13 protein-coding genes are annotated in these 14,571 nt (G+C 69.7%); 5 read left to right on the forward strand and 8 right to left on the reverse strand.

The window, feature by feature from the left end; all coding sequences use genetic code 11:
- Positions 1–85: 85 nt before the first annotated feature.
- Positions 86–754: an alpha/beta hydrolase gene (locus ACFOSH_RS11335; protein WP_378238691.1), complete on the forward strand. Its 669-nt coding sequence runs from the start codon at positions 86–88 to the stop codon at positions 752–754.
- On the opposite strand, the gene ACFOSH_RS11340 is transcribed toward ACFOSH_RS11335, so the two are convergent.
- The 7 genes from ACFOSH_RS11340 to ACFOSH_RS11370 all read right to left on the reverse strand — a co-directional run bounded on the left by ACFOSH_RS11340 (position 755) and on the right by ACFOSH_RS11370 (position 7,837).
- Positions 755–1,825 carry a serine/threonine-protein kinase gene (locus ACFOSH_RS11340; protein ID WP_378238692.1) on the reverse strand — a complete coding sequence of 357 codons (1,071 nt, stop codon included), beginning with the start codon at positions 1,823–1,825 and terminating at the stop codon, positions 755–757.
- A gap of 13 nt (positions 1,826–1,838) precedes the next feature.
- The gene (locus tag ACFOSH_RS11345) at positions 1,839–3,464 is read right to left on the reverse strand and encodes a serine/threonine-protein kinase (protein WP_378238693.1); all 1,626 of its coding nucleotides are present in this window, start codon (positions 3,462–3,464) and stop codon (positions 1,839–1,841) included.
- 219 nt (positions 3,465–3,683) lie between these two features.
- On the reverse strand, positions 3,684–4,529 hold the full coding sequence (locus ACFOSH_RS11350) for a hypothetical protein (RefSeq protein WP_378238694.1): 846 nt from the start codon (positions 4,527–4,529) through the stop codon (positions 3,684–3,686).
- Between the two features lie 255 nt (positions 4,530–4,784).
- Positions 4,785–5,753, reverse strand: a complete 969-nt coding sequence (locus ACFOSH_RS11355) for a hypothetical protein (RefSeq protein WP_378238695.1) — start codon at positions 5,751–5,753, stop codon at positions 4,785–4,787.
- Between the two features lie 606 nt (positions 5,754–6,359).
- Positions 6,360–6,665 (reverse strand): hypothetical protein, encoded by a 306-nt coding sequence (locus ACFOSH_RS11360; RefSeq protein ID WP_378238697.1) that lies wholly within the window; start codon positions 6,663–6,665, stop codon positions 6,360–6,362.
- A gap of 297 nt (positions 6,666–6,962) precedes the next feature.
- Complete coding sequence (locus ACFOSH_RS11365) at positions 6,963–7,250, reverse strand: chorismate mutase (RefSeq protein ID WP_378238698.1); 288 nt, start codon at positions 7,248–7,250, stop codon at positions 6,963–6,965.
- 167 nt (positions 7,251–7,417) lie between these two features.
- Positions 7,418–7,837: a DUF1707 SHOCT-like domain-containing protein gene (locus ACFOSH_RS11370; RefSeq protein WP_378238699.1), complete on the reverse strand. Its 420-nt coding sequence runs from the start codon at positions 7,835–7,837 to the stop codon at positions 7,418–7,420.
- A gap of 90 nt (positions 7,838–7,927) precedes the next feature.
- On the opposite strand from ACFOSH_RS11370, the gene pcrA reads away from it, so the two are divergent.
- Both pcrA and ACFOSH_RS11380 read left to right on the forward strand, forming a co-directional pair.
- The gene (pcrA, locus tag ACFOSH_RS11375; RefSeq protein WP_378238700.1) at positions 7,928–10,336 is read left to right on the forward strand and encodes a DNA helicase PcrA; all 2,409 of its coding nucleotides are present in this window, start codon (positions 7,928–7,930) and stop codon (positions 10,334–10,336) included.
- A 241-nt stretch (positions 10,337–10,577) separates the two neighbouring features.
- Positions 10,578–10,826 (forward strand): hypothetical protein, encoded by a 249-nt coding sequence (locus ACFOSH_RS11380; RefSeq protein WP_378238701.1) that lies wholly within the window; start codon positions 10,578–10,580, stop codon positions 10,824–10,826.
- 208 nt (positions 10,827–11,034) lie between these two features.
- Here the strand turns inward: ACFOSH_RS11380 and ACFOSH_RS11385 are convergent, their stop codons facing one another.
- A complete protein-coding gene (locus ACFOSH_RS11385) occupies positions 11,035–11,667 on the reverse strand; it encodes a M23 family metallopeptidase (RefSeq protein WP_378238702.1) in 633 nt (210 codons plus the stop codon).
- A gap of 639 nt (positions 11,668–12,306) precedes the next feature.
- Between ACFOSH_RS11385 and ACFOSH_RS11390 the strand changes: the two genes are divergently transcribed.
- Both ACFOSH_RS11390 and ACFOSH_RS11395 read left to right on the forward strand, forming a co-directional pair.
- A complete protein-coding gene (locus tag ACFOSH_RS11390; protein ID WP_378238703.1) occupies positions 12,307–14,166 on the forward strand; it encodes a hypothetical protein in 1,860 nt (619 codons plus the stop codon).
- A complete protein-coding gene (locus ACFOSH_RS11395; RefSeq protein WP_378238704.1) occupies positions 14,163–14,522 on the forward strand; it encodes a hypothetical protein in 360 nt (119 codons plus the stop codon). The genes ACFOSH_RS11390 and ACFOSH_RS11395 overlap by 4 nt, the downstream gene beginning before the upstream one ends.
- The last annotated feature ends 49 nt before the right edge of the window (positions 14,523–14,571 follow it).

Raw genomic sequence — 14,571 nt, forward strand, 5'->3', positions numbered from 1 at the left:
GGAAACCCGGCTGCGCTTGAACAACCGCGGCGGCGGTCGACAACCTGGGAAGGAAGTCACGAACCCCGCCGTCGAAAGGACCCGCGTGCGTCCCCTGATCATCCTGCACGGCTCCTGGCACCAGCCTGCCCATTTCGACGACGTCGCCGAGCGCCTGCGCAAGCAAGGCGCCGAGGTCACCGTCCCCGACGTCGGCGCGCAGCCGATCGCCGAAATCACCCGGACCGTCCAGGAAATCGTCGACCGGGCAGCCGAACCGCCGGTGGTGCTCGGGCACTCCTACGGCGGAGTGATCGCCAGCGGGCTTCAGGGGCTTTCGCACCTGATCCTCCTGGCCGCGATCGTCAGCGAACCGGGCGAGACCGCTCAGTACTGGATCGACCGGGTCAAGGAGGAAACCGGCCGCGAACCCGAGCCGTTGCCCTTGATCTTCGACGACGAGGGCATGACCCGCCTCGACCTCGCCACCGTCCGCGAGGTCATGTACGCCGACTGCTCGGACGCCGTCGCCGAGCGGGCCACGGCCTTGCTGCGCCCGGAACCCGTCTCGATCTTCTCCGAATCGCCGACGGGGGCGTCCTGGAAGGACACTCCGAACACCTACATCGTCTGTTCCGAAGATCGAGCGCTCGCCCCGGAAATGATCGCCCACTTCGCCGCACGCTGCGACACGACGGTGACCTGGCGGGCGAGCCACAGCCCATACCTCAGCCGTCCCGTCGAACTCGCGACGCTGATCCTCGAACGGCTGTAGCTAGATCAGGAACAGTTCCGCGAACAACACCCCGATGAGGATCGCCGCCACGACGGCGCCCGCCGTGATCAGCCACTTCCGGGTGTCCGGCGCTTTCGTCGCGGCGGGCGCGTACTGCTGCTGGGCAGGCGGCGCGTACTGCTGCTGAGGCGGTGGCTGGGGCGGCTGATACTGCTGCGGCTGGGGCTGCTGCTGGAGGAACTGCGGAACCGGCTGTTGCTGAGGCGCCTGGTGCGGAGCCTGCTGCATGGGCACCGGCATCGACGCGGGCATCGTCGGCATGGCGGGCGCGGTCGGCGGGATGAACGCCGTCTGCCGCCCCTCGGTGATCGCGCCCAGCGAGCGGACCGTGTCGGCCATCGTCGGCCGCACGTCCGGCTCGGCCCGCAGCATCTTGCGCAGCGCCCCGGCCAGCGGACCGGCGGTCTGCGGCGGCCGTTCCGAAGACTCGCCGTCCTCGCCGAACGGCGGCACCCCCTCGACAGCCGTGTACAGCGTCGCGCCCAGCGAGAACACGTCGGACGCCGAAGTCGCCGGTTCGCCGCGCGCCACCTCGGGCGCCCGGTACGCCGGACTCGCGCCGCCACCGGTGATGCCGATGTCGGTGAGCTTCACGCCGCCGTCGTCGGCCAGCAGGATCGTGCCCGGCTCGACGGTCCGGTGCACCACCCCGGCCTCGTGCATCGCGGCCAGCGCGCGGCCGAGCATGATGCCCAGCGCGGCGGCCTGCTCCGCGGTCAGCCTGCCGTGCTCGGCCAGGAAGGTGGACATCCCGCGCGACGGGATGTACTCCATCACCAGCCACACGTCTTGCCCGTCGGGCAGGACGTCGTACACCTTGATGGCGGTGGCGTGCTCGAACTTGGCCGCGTCCTTGCCCTCCTGGACGACGACGGCCTTGGCCTGCTCCGCCCGGTCCGACGGCAGGCCGACGGGCAGGTACATGCGCTTCATCGCGACCGTGCGCAGCAGGCGGGTGTCGAACGCCAGCCACACGATGCCCGCCCGGCCACGCCCGATGGGCTGATCCAGGCGGTACCGGCCGCCGACGATGGAACCTTCAGAACTCAATGCAATCCTCGGATCACGGGGTCGCCGGAGGGGACGTGTCGGTCGGTTCGGACTTCGTCGGCGTCGGTGTCGTGAGAGTCGGCGTCTTCGTCGGAGTCGTCTTCGGGGTCGACTTGGTCGGCGTCGGCGGATCCGGCTCCTGCGTCTGCGTCGCCTTGCTCGACGTCTTCTTCGACGACGTCGTCTCCTTGGGCGGCTCCGCCGACTGCGTCTCCGACGGCGATTCCGTCGTCTCGGGAGCCGAGGACGTCGGGGTCGGGGACGGCTTCGTCGAGGAGTTCCCCACCTGCGCGGGCGCTTCCGGGTTGTTCGGGCTCAGCAGCCAGAAACCCAGCGCGGCCAGCGCGACCACCACGACACCGCCGATGATCGCGGGCTTCTTCCACGCGCCCGGCTTCTCGTCGTCCTCGTCCACGGGGCTGGTCTGCGCCCGGGTCGGAGGCGGCGGCGGAGGCGGCTGGTCGTCGTAATCGTCGTCGTAGGGATCGTCTTCGTAGCGGCCCGCGGGGATCGGGACGGCGCGCGTGGGCGTCGGGCCGCCGGGGTGGCCGCGTTCGGACAGCAGCGCGGTCTCGTCGTAGTTGTCGTACCCGTCGTAGTCGTCTTCCGGGTACCCCGACGCGGGCGGCTGGTGGTAGTCGTCCTCGTCGTAGTACGAACCCGCCGCGGCCTGCTCGTCGAGGAGCGAGCCCGAATGACCGGCCGATTCGCTGTCGAGCGCCTGGGTCACGCCCGCGCCCGCGAGGCCGCCGGCGAGCGCGCCAGCGACCGGGGCGGCGAGCACGGTCTCGTCCGCGGGGCCGCCCAGCGGCGTCTCACCTCGCGCGACAGCGGCGAGGAGCTCTTCGCACTCGTCGGCGGTGGGGCGGTGCCGCACCTCCGGGTGCAGCAGCACGGCCAGCACGCTGGCGAGCGGGCCGGACTGGCGCGGCGGGATGATCTGCCCGGCCGCGACCGCGTGCAGCAGGCTCAGCGTGTTCTCGCTGAGGCCGAACGGTGGCTGGCCTTCGCAGGCCGCGTAGAGCGTCGAGCCGAGCGAGAAGACGTCGGACTCCGGGCCGGGGTCGCCACCGATGGCCACCTCGGGCGCCAGGTAGGCGGGGGTTCCGGCGATCATCCCGGTCTTCGTGACCGTGACGTCGTCCTTGGCCCGCGAGATGCCGAAGTCGGTGATCTTCACGGTGCCGTTGGGCGCCAGCAGGATGTTGCCGGGCTTGATGTCCCGGTGCACGATGCCGACCGCGTGCGCCTCGGTCAGCGCGGCCGCGACCTGCGCGCCGATCCGGGCCACCTCCGTCGGCGGCAGCGTCCGCTCCTCCTGCAGCACCTGGGCGAGGCTGGTGGAGTTCAGGTACTCCATGATCAGGCACGGCTGACCGTTGTCGTCGGTGACGACGTCGAACACCGAGATGGCGTTCGGGTGGTGCAGCCTGGCGGCGATCCGGCCTTCACGCATCGTGCGCTGGCGGGCGTCTTCGGCGCCTTGGGCCTCGAGGCCGGGCTGCAGCAGCAGCTGCTTGATCGCCACCGTGCGCCCGAGTACCTCGTCATGCGCTTGCCAGACGGCACCCATCGCGCCTGTGCCGATCCGCTGGACTATGCGGTATCGACCGGCGACCAGGCGACCCTCGTCGCTCACGCGACCTCCCTTTGGGCTCCGTCTTCACGACGCGGAGTCGTCCGCGCACGCGGTGCGGCCTTCAGCACGCCACAGCGTTGGAGCGTATGCACATGTAGTGGTCTGTGTGCCGGCTTTTCCGAGACCGACTCGTGACAAGGCTAGGCGCTCACTCTGCGCACACACACGCGGTACGCTCTGATCGCCCTGGGTAGAGGGCTGTCGTACGCCGGGTATCCGTCACATGTGCTGCGCGGACAACAGCCGGGCGTCGGTGATCAAGCCCGTCGTCTCGTCGGCGAATTCCAGCACCTGAGTGACCCGCACGAGGCCGCCGTCCGGATTGCGCATGGTCACCACGGCGAGGATCGTGCCGTCGGCCTGTTCCCGGATGTCCTGGATCTGGATGGCGTCCATGGAGCTCCACGCCTCGATCAGCCTGCCCGCTTCGGAGTCGGCCAGCACCGGCGTGAGCAGCGACATCGCACCGTAGGGATCGGCGTCGACGGTCCGGTAGAACTTCCGGACCGCGTCGATCTTGCCCTCGGCCGTGGTGATCGCGGCCGGTTTGGCGGCGGACTGCGAACTGGTGCTGCTGGTCGCCGAACCCTGCCGCGAGAGCGAACCCGTGCCGGTGTCCGAGGACGGCTGGACAGTCGTGCTGGTGCCCGTGGAGGTCGGCGTCGCCTGCTTCCGCTGCGGCTCGGTGGAGTCGGGGACGGCGAGCCCGCCGAGCGCGGCGGCTCCGCTCATCACCTCGGGTGCGGCGGCACCCGGTACCGAGCCCTGCCGCTGGGTGCCCGCGAGCACGCCCGCGGTGACGACGGCGCCCGCGACCAGCAGCCCGGCGGCGACCAGACCGGCCAGCTTGGCCCGCCGGGCGGCGCGGCTTTCCGGCTCGTCTTCGTCGGGCTCGGGCCGCGGCGACGGCTCTTCGCGAGTACGGGCGGGAACGAACTTCTGCGGCTCGCGGAAGACCTGCTCGAGATACTCGCGGTCGACGCGGGTGTCGTTCAGGATCTCTTCCGGGATGACGTCCTCGACACGTACGGCGTCCTCACGCCGTATGCGCTGTCGATCAAGCACGAAATTCCTCGCTCTGGTCCGGGGCAGGCGCTGGGCCGTTCGGCCGACGCCTTTGGTCCGCGCGGCCGTCTTCTGAACGGTGCGAACCTTGCTGTCGTCAGGTAACCCTGTGGAGACGGCCCACGGCCAGGCTCTATCGCCGGAATGCCATCGCGATACGACGAACGGCAGCTTAGGTCACCCACCCGGACCAGGGACAACCGCTCGTCGCACCGCACGTGCAGAGGAACAGGACACCTGCACGTGCGCGAACGGCTACATGCCGTCGTCGACGATCTTGTCGTCGTCACCGAAGGTCAGCGTGCGCTGTTCCATGGTCTTCGTTCCGTCTTTGTGGGTGACCTCGACGGTGTTGACCGTGACGCCGCGGCGCTGGTCGATGCTGACCTTCTTCACCTCGAAGTAGGCGACGTCGGCGTAGCGCTCACGGAGGCCCTGGGCGCCTTCTTCGCGCAGGCCGCCGGAGGTCACCGCGGAGGCCTCTTGGGGGTTGGTCGTGACGGCGTTGAGGAAGGTCTCGGTGTTGTCGCCCATCGCCTTCGCGTCCGGCTGGGACGCGTACCAAGGAGACGTCGTGGTGGTGCGATTGGCGGGCATGACCGGCGGCTTCTGCGGCCGCTCGCTCGACGACGTCGCCGGTTTTCCGGTCGTTTCCGGTCCGCCCGAGCCGGGCCGCGACTCGTCGCGGCCGGTGCTGCCACTCTCCGAGGCGGTGTCGGAGTTGGTGGAACTGCGGTCGTCCTGGCTGGAGGAGTCGGTCGCGGAATCGGACGGGTCGCCCGCCGCGCCGCCCTGCGGCGGCGTGGTCGAGTTGCCGGCGAGGCCTTCGTTGGTCAGCGGGCTGCCACCGCGGTAGCCGGGCCAGCCGCCCTGGCTCTGCTGCTCCGGGATGGGCTTGCCGACCAGGAACGAACCGGCGAACAGCAGGCCGACGACGACCAGCGCGGACGCCGCCGCCGCGAACCAGGCGGCCTTGCGCCAGGTCTTCGGCGGGGTCACCGAAGCGGGCACCGAACCGAGATCGAAGGTGCTCAGGCCGTCGAGGGGCGGGGCGAGATAGACGCGGACGTCATCGTCACCGGCGTCGATTTCGACCGGCTCGGGGCGACGGGGCGCGGGCGCCGTCAACGTCACCTTCGTGCGCTGTACCTTCGCGCGCCGCTCCTCGGCGGAGGGCGGTGCGGATTCGGTGAACGAGACCTCGACGCGTGCCGGGCGTTCCACGGGCACCTCGCGAGCGGGCTGGGGGAGCGGCAGACGGCCGCTCGATGGGGCATAGCCGGGGCTCGGCGCCCTCCTGTTCCGCGGTGGCGGCAGAGGAAGGGAACCGGTGGAAGGCGGGGCGAACTCACGGTGTGCGTGATGCCCGTTCCCGGTGGGGCGCGGCCGCCGCGGCGGCACAGGTGGGGTCCAGCTCTCGGTACCGCCCGCCCGGTGGCGGCCCGCGTGTGCGGCGCCGTCCCGTCCTTGGTGTTCCGCCCAGCCGTTCATGTCCGAGCGACCCCCTCGTGGGCCGGCCCTGACGGCGATGTGACACCGATTAAGCCGAACGGAGCAGTGGTTTCACGGGATCCCTCGCTTGCAGACTCCCGGGCACTCTCGTGAGCAAATGCACGCGCATGCGACTGTGGACGCGCGGGGCCGTAGCCCCCGCGCGTCGTTCGGGCACCGCCCGACCCAGACGCAAGGGTCCTCACGGGAACCACACTAAAAGCTCGACGCCCCGCAAGTCTTCACCCACTCTGCAAGTTGCAGATGTTTCACTCGGTCGGGCGCGCCCGAACGGGCCTCGGTGACGTTACGCAGTGCTATCGGTGCTGGTGAACCCGTTCAGTTGCCGCTGCGGTACTTCTGCTGGGTGGATTGCAGAGCTTTGGTGGCCGTGATCCCGCTACCCGCCGCAAGCAAAATGGCGATGATGTCGAGCGGGGTTCCCCCGATAGTGAGCAACCAGGCGAACAACGAGGCCGCGGTGGTACCCGCTGCGATCGGCCAGCGCGACTTGACGTACTGGGCGATGGGCGTACCGCCCGCGCGCTTACCCGCCGCGTTGTTCAGCATGGCGAGATAACCGAGATGGCCCAATGCCGCCAGGACCCCGGCGATCGCGACGATCACGGCGATGAGGTTAATCATGTGTCCAGTTTGCCTGTCTTTTTTATCGCGCGGTCGCGATCGTGCTGCCAGGGCGCGACTATCGTCTGATCGTTACGTGAACGTGGAGGGCGCCCTGCCATCACGATCGCGAGGCCTGGCGGCCGAAAGGCGCGCGACTTCAAGGGATCAAGAGACTCTGGTCACCCCAGCCTCGGTCACCTCGGCTTCGGTCACTCGGGTCCGGTCGGTCCGGGCCTTGGTCGCGTGGGGTGGGCGGATCGCGTTTAGCGGGCTAAACGCGATCCCGAGTGACGTGGCGGGAGCAAGGGACCTTTGCTATCGCCCCAGCCTGCCCCTGCCCAGGTTCAGCAGCGCCATCGCCAGCTGCCGCCCTTCCGGCCCGAGTTCGCGGTAGCGCGCGAGCACGTCCATCTCGCGGTTGTAGACGATCTTGGTGCCACCCGCGGCCATCCTGGCCGCACCGATCGTCTTGGAGACCTCGACGCGGCGATTGACCAGCCGCAGGATCTCGCCGTCGAGGAAGTCGATCTCCTTGCGGAGCTCACCGATCTCTTCAGCGGTGGCGATGGGTTCTTCGGCGTCCGGCTTCTGTGTGGTGTCCATCGGGACCTCTCTTCGGTCCGGATTCCCTGCTGGCCCCCGGAACAGCGTAAAGCCCCGGGGTCCGTGGACTCCGGGGCTTCGGGTGATGGCATTCAGGCACTATGCGATCACGGGAGCCGGAGTCCGGGTCCCGTAAAAAAATCGCGTCACGTGCCGCATACCGATCATTATGCCACAGCGAAGCCGTCATCCGGCTTGAAGCGACGGCGCCCGCCGCGGACACGGGCGTGCACGAGGACGCTCATGGCCAGCCAGAACATCGGCATCGCGGGCCAGAAGAACGGCACTCCCGAAACCGTCCAGCGGACGATCGACAACACCGAAAGCACGACGGCGACCGCGAGGTGGACCCGCACCGCCGGATGCCCGAAGACGACGGGACGCCGCTTCGGCGCGGGTTTCGGCAGATCCGAGGTGAGCGTGACGAGTTCGTCCGTGTACTTGGTGGAATACACAGTGCTGAGCCGGTCTTCGACCTCTTCGAGAGTGAGACGGCCTTCGCCGCCGGCGGCCTGGATGAGCGAGGCGACCCGCTCGCGGTCGGCGTCGCCGGCCCTGAGCCGGGAGGGAATTCCGTTGGTGTCCATGGCATCCGATCCTCCGCCGCGAACACCCCCCGCGCGTCGGACGGCAGGCGACAACACCGCCTACGCCCGGCGCTGTAGCGTGGACCGGCGATGAACACCCTCTTCGATCTCCCAGCGGACGGCCCGGCCAAGCCCCGGCACGCGGACCTGCTCGACGACCTGAACCCCGCACAGCGCGAGGCCGTGACCCACGCGGGCTCGCCGCTGCTGGTCGTCGCGGGCGCGGGCTCGGGCAAGACCCGGGTGCTGACCAGGCGGATCGCGTACCTGCTGGCCGAGCGGGACGTGCATCCCGGCCAGATCATGGCGATCACGTTCACCAACAAGGCGGCCGCGGAGATGCGGGAGCGGGTGAGCGACCTCGTCGGCCGCCGCGCCAACGCCATGTGGGTATCGACGTTCCACTCCATGTGCGTGCGGATCCTGCGCCGTGAGGCCAAAACGCTGGAGATGTCGTCGAGTTTCTCCATCTACGACTCGGACGACACGAAGCGGCTCATCACGCTCGTCGCCCGTGATCTCGACATCGACCCGAAGAAGTACGCGGCGCGCACGCTGGCCGTGAACATCTCGAACCTCAAGAACGAGCTGATCGGCCCGGAGACGGCGGTCGCCGACGCGGGCAACGACCTCGAACGCCGGGTCGCCGAGGTCTACGTCGAGTACCAGCGGCGGCTGAACCAGGCCAACGCGTTCGACTTCGACGACCTCATCATGCGGACGGTCGAACTCCTGCAGACCTTCCCGGACGTCGCCGAGTACTACCGGCGGCGGTTCCGGCACGTCCTGGTCGACGAGTACCAGGACACGAACCACGCGCAGTACACGCTGGTCCGCGAGCTGGTCGGCACCGAGGAGAACGAGGCCGGGATCGGTCCCGCCGAACTGTGCGTCGTGGGCGACGCGGACCAGTCGATCTACGCCTTCCGCGGGGCGACCATCCGCAACATCGAGGAATTCGAACGCGACTTCCCGAACGCGCGGACCGTTCTGCTGGAACAGAACTACCGCTCGACCCAGACGATCCTGAACGCGGCGAACGCGGTCATCGCGCGCAACCCCAACAGGCGCGCGAAGCGGCTGTGGACCGATGCCGGTGACGGCGAGAAGATCGTCGGCTACGTCGCGGACAACGAGCACGACGAAGCGGCGTTCGTCGCGGGCGAGATCGACGCGCTGGCGGACAAGGGCGAAGCGGACTACTCCGACGTCGCGGTCTTCTACCGCACCAACAACCAGTCGCGGGTCTTCGAAGAGATCTTCATCCGCCTCGGCCTTCCTTACAAGGTCGTCGGCGGCGTGCGGTTCTACGAACGGCGCGAGGTCCGCGACATGCTCGCGTACCTGCGGGTGCTGGCGAACCCGGAGGACACGGTCAGCCTGCGCCGCGTCCTCAACGTCCCCAAACGCGGCATCGGCGACCGCGCCGAAGCGGTCATCGCGACGTACGCCGAGCGGGAGCGGATCTCGTTCGCGCAGGCGCTGCGGGGTGCCGTCAACGGCGAGATCCCGCTGCTGAACCCGCGTTCGGCCAAGGCGATCACCGGTTTCGTCGAGTTGATGGACGAACTCGGCGAGGTCGTCGAGAGCGGCGCCGAAGTCGCCGATGTCCTCGAAGCCGTCCTGGAGCGCACGGGTTACCGCGCGGAACTCGAGGAGTCCGACGACCCGCAGGACGCGTCGCGGGTGGAGAACCTGACGGAACTCGTCACCGTCGCGCGGGAGTTCACCGAATTCACCGCCGAGGTGGCCGGTCCGGACGGCGAACTCCCCGAAGCCGACCCGGGAGTGCCGGAGCCGGGCTCGCTGCCCGCGTTCCTGGAGCGGGTCTCACTGGTGGCGGACGCGGATTCGATCCCCGCGGCAGACGGCGGCGAAGACGGCGACGGGCACGACGCGGGCGTCGTCACGCTGATGACCGTGCACACCGCGAAGGGCCTCGAATACCCGGTCGTCTTCGGTACAGGCTGGGAAGACGGGATCTTCCCGCATATGCGCGCGCTCGGTGACCCGACCGAACTGGCCGAGGAACGCCGTCTCGCCTACGTCGCGATCACGCGAGCCAGGAAACGGCTGTACGTCTCCCGTTCGATGGTGCGCTCCGCCTGGGGCCAGCCGCAGATGAACCCGGCTTCGCGGTTCCTCGACGAACTCCCCGCCGAACTGGTCGATTGGCGCAGGCTGGCGCCTTCTTCCTCCTCCGGCGGGTTCGGTTCCTCGGGAGGTTCGCCGCGGGCCGCGACGACGTGGGGAAGTCGGGGTGGCGGCTCGTCCTCGTCGTCGAGGGCGGCGAGCACGAGCCCGTTCGGCAAGGCCTGGAAGGACACCGTCGCGCTCAAGCTCGACGTCGGTGACAGGGTCAGCCACGACAAGTACGGGCTCGGGACGGTCGTCGCCTGCGACGGTGCCGGGCCGCGGGCCACGGCGACGATCGACTTCGGCGCGGCCGGCAAGGTCCGGCTGATGCTCATCGGCAGCGTCCCGATGGTCAAACTCTAGCCCCGACCTGCGGTTTCTTCGCGGCATCCGAAAACTGTCGGACCCTTCCCGTATACCTGTGCCATCGAACACGAGTTCGATGCGCTGGGGTATGCTGGACAAGCCGGTGTACCCCCGATCCAGGGGAGGGGCACGCGGTGTGGACGGGGTCTTGTTTGGGGTTCTCTCGAGTGGGGTACTCGAGTACTTGCGGGGTGTTGAAAAAGGGGCGGGGCCGGATCGGGGTCCGGAACCGCCGGAAGTGCTCAGGCTGGTCGCGGCCTGGCGCGCGTTACTGCGGACGCACGAACCGGACGGGGCCGGACGGTGCGTCGTATGCGGGCACGCGCGGCGATGGCTGTTCGGGCCGCGGCCAGCCGGGTACCGAACTCTTTCACGGGGACTTCTCGCCGGATGGCGGCCGATCGAACGGCACCCGGCGGGCCTCTGCACGGTCTGGCAGATCGCCGTGGGGTACTTCATCCGGAAACTGCCCGACGGCGTCGCGTGAGGGCCTTGAGAGCCCGGAAAGTCACCTGTGCTCCGAGCCGGAGAGCCTGCGTCGCTTCTCGGTGCCCTCAAAGGGAGAAGCGGAGGCCCTGAAAGCGCACCAGAGCGTCGTTGCCCGGCGCGCCCTTGTATCGGGCGGGATCACCGGTGAGGTGAAGAGGCCGTGCTGTAGTAAAAGGCCGTGCGGTGAAAAGAAAGGCGAGGCTCGATCAGCCGACGTTGACGCCGCGGGCGGCGAGCCACGGGCGCGGGTCGATCTTCTTCGTGCCGTTCTGCCACACCTCGAAGTGCAGGTGAGGGCCGGTGCTCTGGCCGCGGTTGCCGACCTCGGCGATTTCCTCGCCGCACTTGACCTTCTGGCCTTCGCGGACGGAGAACGAGTTCATGTGGCCGTAGACGTGCACGGTGCCGTCGGAGAGCTGGACCTTGACCCAGAGGCCGAAACCGCTGGCCGGGCCCGCTTCGATGACAGTGCCGTCGGAGGCCGCGACGATCGGTGTGCCGATCGGGGCCGCGAGGTCGATGCCGAGGTGGCTCGTGCCCCACCGGGCACCGAAGCCCGAGGTGAAGGTGCCCTTGGCGGGCATGCAGGTCTTGGGGCGCTTGGCCTCTTCTTCGGCCTTGCGGGCCGCTTCGGCCTCACGCTTCACGCGGGCCTGGGTGATGCTGTTGTTGTCCGAGAGCTTCTGGGCCTCGGCGGAGGCGTTCGCCGACTGGCTGGTCGGCAGCAGCTCCGGCGCGCCACCGGCGGCTCCGCCACCGAGGGCGAACGAGGCGCTCGCGTCCTGGGTGCTGGCCAGCGGGGTGACAGCGGCGTCGGAAGAGTCCGAGATGGACTTCATGGTCTGCCCGGCGGCGGCGGCCGCGAAGGCGCCGGCGGCGACGGCTGCGACTACGACACGGCCACGAAGGGCCGAAGACGGGGGCGACAGGCGGTGCGAGCCCCGGACGCGAACGACCGCACCATCGAGTGCGTTCTCGAGCGCCGGGGAAGGAGCTTGGCCGCCGGGGGAGCGGTGTGAAGCCAAGACGGGGCCTTCCGTGTTCGGGGAGTCGGATCAAGAGCCCGGGCGGGGGAACCCGGTGAACGACCTCGGGGGTGGTTCGTTCGGTGCTCTCATTCGTGATCTGACTGTAATGGGGACCCGGGGACAGTAACGAAGCGGCACCCCGATCAGCAAGATCTGGCGGAGCTCTCGGCCGATCGGGCGACGGCGATCTGGCCGTTATCCAGTGAAGATTACCCAAAGTTAAATCAGGTTTACTCTCGACCGTGTGATTTGCGTTACAAGATCATGCGGCCGTTCGGGGGTACCGAAGGGCCGGAAAGGAGGCAAACGAGGGAAATAACCGGTTGCCCAGAGGTGTTGAAGGAGGCTTAGCCGCTTTCGGCCTCGTTTGAGGCCCGACTGAGCGTCGGTGAGACCCGTGGTGCCCTGCTGCCGGGCCCGGTCGTGCCCGGCTTGCTAGCGTCGCCGTCGATGACTTCGCGCTCACGGCACCCTGGTGGCGAATCCACCGAGCAGGCCGTCCCCGGGACCGCGTCCGCTGAACTTCTCCGGAGCGAACCGGGCGCCTGCCCGCGAGCGCTCCTGCTGTCGGCGGGGCTGGTGGTGGCCGGTGCGGTCGCGCTGACCGCCGGTGCGCTGATGACCGTCGTGCGGGGTGGCTCGCCCGGTTTCACCGCCGGTCCGTTGCTGGTCGTGCTGGCCTTGGCGCCCGCGGTGGCGGTGCTCTACGCGGTGGTGACTGGGCGGACCGGGCTCACGGCAGGGCTGGTGCTCGGGCTGACCGCGCTCGCGCCCGGACGGCTGCTGCTGGACCTGCAGCTGCTCGCGGACGGATCCCTTGCCGCGCGGCCGGAACTGTTCCTCGCCGACAGGCTGCTCACCTTGCCTCCGGCGGGGCCGGGGCTGTGGCCGCTGGTGGCGGGTCACCTGCTCACGCTCGCCGCCGGGGCGTTCGCCGCCGGGGCCGCCCGCGACGAAGCAGAACTGGCGGGCGAACTCGACGGACGGCGCCGCTGGCGGCTGCTCGGGCCCGTGCTCGGCGTGGCGGGCGGGATCGGCCTGCTGCTCGCCCCGCTCGGTTCGGGCAACGCGTACCTCCTGGCCAAGAACGCCTTCGAGGGTCCGACGGTCGCGATGGCCGGCTACCTGCTGCTCGCGGTGATGCTGCCGCTGACCGTGCTCGTGGCGGTGAGTTCCCCCTCGGCCGAGGTCGGCAAGGGCGGGTTCGCCGGAGCGGGGCTGGCGGCGCTCGCGGTCGGTGTGCCGCAGGTGGTCGCGGGGCTGGTCGTGGACCGGCTTTCGCTCGCGCCGGGTTCGGTGCTGGTCACCGTCGCGGGGCTGGCGCTGCTCGGGCTGGCCTTCACCCGGTTCGACGTCGCGGAAGCGGACGAGGCGGTCACCGGCGACCTGGCCGGTGAGGCCAGGCTGCCCGGGCTGTTCTGGTGGCGGCTGGCCACCGGTGGGCTGGCGCTGCTGGCGGCCGTGGCCGCGGTCTTGGGCGCGCTGACCCCGGTCTTGAAGGCCAACGGCCCGACGCCCGTTCCCGAGACGCCGGCGCGCTGGCTGCTGCTCGGCGCCGCCGTCGTGCTCGCCGTGCCCGCGCTGTTCGTCTTCGTGCCGCGACTCTCGGGGTTCGCCCGGGGAGTCGTCGCGGCGACGTGGGCGGGTGTCGTGCTCGCGGCGGCGGCCGTGCTGAGCGCGGCTCTGTCGGTGACCGAAGACAAGTCGGTGGACCCGGCGTCGTTCGGCGTCGACCTGCCGCTGCCGTTGCCGGACAAGGACGGCTTCTCGGCGGCCCAGGGCGTCACATGGACGTTCGTCGCGCTCGCGCTGGCGGCCATGGCCGGGCTCGCCGCCGTGATCACCGGCGTCGTGGAACGCGACGTCGCCGCCGACTCCGATGACGCTGCCGACGTCACTGACACTGCCGAACTGGACGGTTCGCGGGCGAACGGCACTGTGTTGACCCCGGTCGTCGCGGCGGCGGTGCTGGCGATCGCCGCCTTCGGCACGCCGGTGTTCACCGCGCCCGGCTACACCGCTCCGGGCCTGTGGTCGGACTTCGGCGCGGCGTCATGGGGCCTGCTCGGCGCGCTCGCGGTCGTTCTCGGCCTGTACGCGCTCGTCCCGCGTTCGCGGCCGGTCGCGGCCGTGGCCGGCCTGGCCGGTGCCGCGCTGGTGCTCGGCCTGCGCGCGGCGGAACTGCCGCTCGTCGGCTCGGAGTACGAAGGCTCGTCGGCGGGGATCGGGTTCTGGCTCGCGCTGGGCGCCGCCGTCGTCTCCCTCGTCGCGGCCGGGGTGGCCGTCGCGGGCTCACGGCGGCCCGAGTGACGCGTCGTCTCCTTCGGGTCGTGCTGGCCGAGTTCGGTGTCGAGGAAGGTTCGTCGGTCGTGCTCGGGAGAGCGCTGCGCGACGACGGAGTGGAGGTCGTCTACGCCGGGCGTCTCGACACCGCCGAACAACTGGTCCGGACTGTCGAACAGGAGGATCCGGACATCCTCGGCATCGTGCGCGGCGAGAGCGAACCGGAAGGACTCGCCGAAACGCTCCCCGGCGTCCTTCTCTTCGCGGTCGGTAACGGCCCTAGCGGGTTCGAGAACGCCTTCGAAAGCCAGGAAGAGGCCGCGAACTGGGTCTCCGGTGTGCGGTCTCACACCGTGGAAACACCGTCTGACCGCGTACGGTGACCGACTTCACCAGGTGCGGAGTCCCCTGCTTCTGCGCAGGTCGCTAACC

The sequence above is a fragment of the Amycolatopsis speibonae genome (assembly GCF_042647925.1).
GTDB classification, from domain to species: Bacteria; Actinomycetota; Actinomycetes; order Mycobacteriales; family Pseudonocardiaceae; genus Amycolatopsis; species Amycolatopsis speibonae.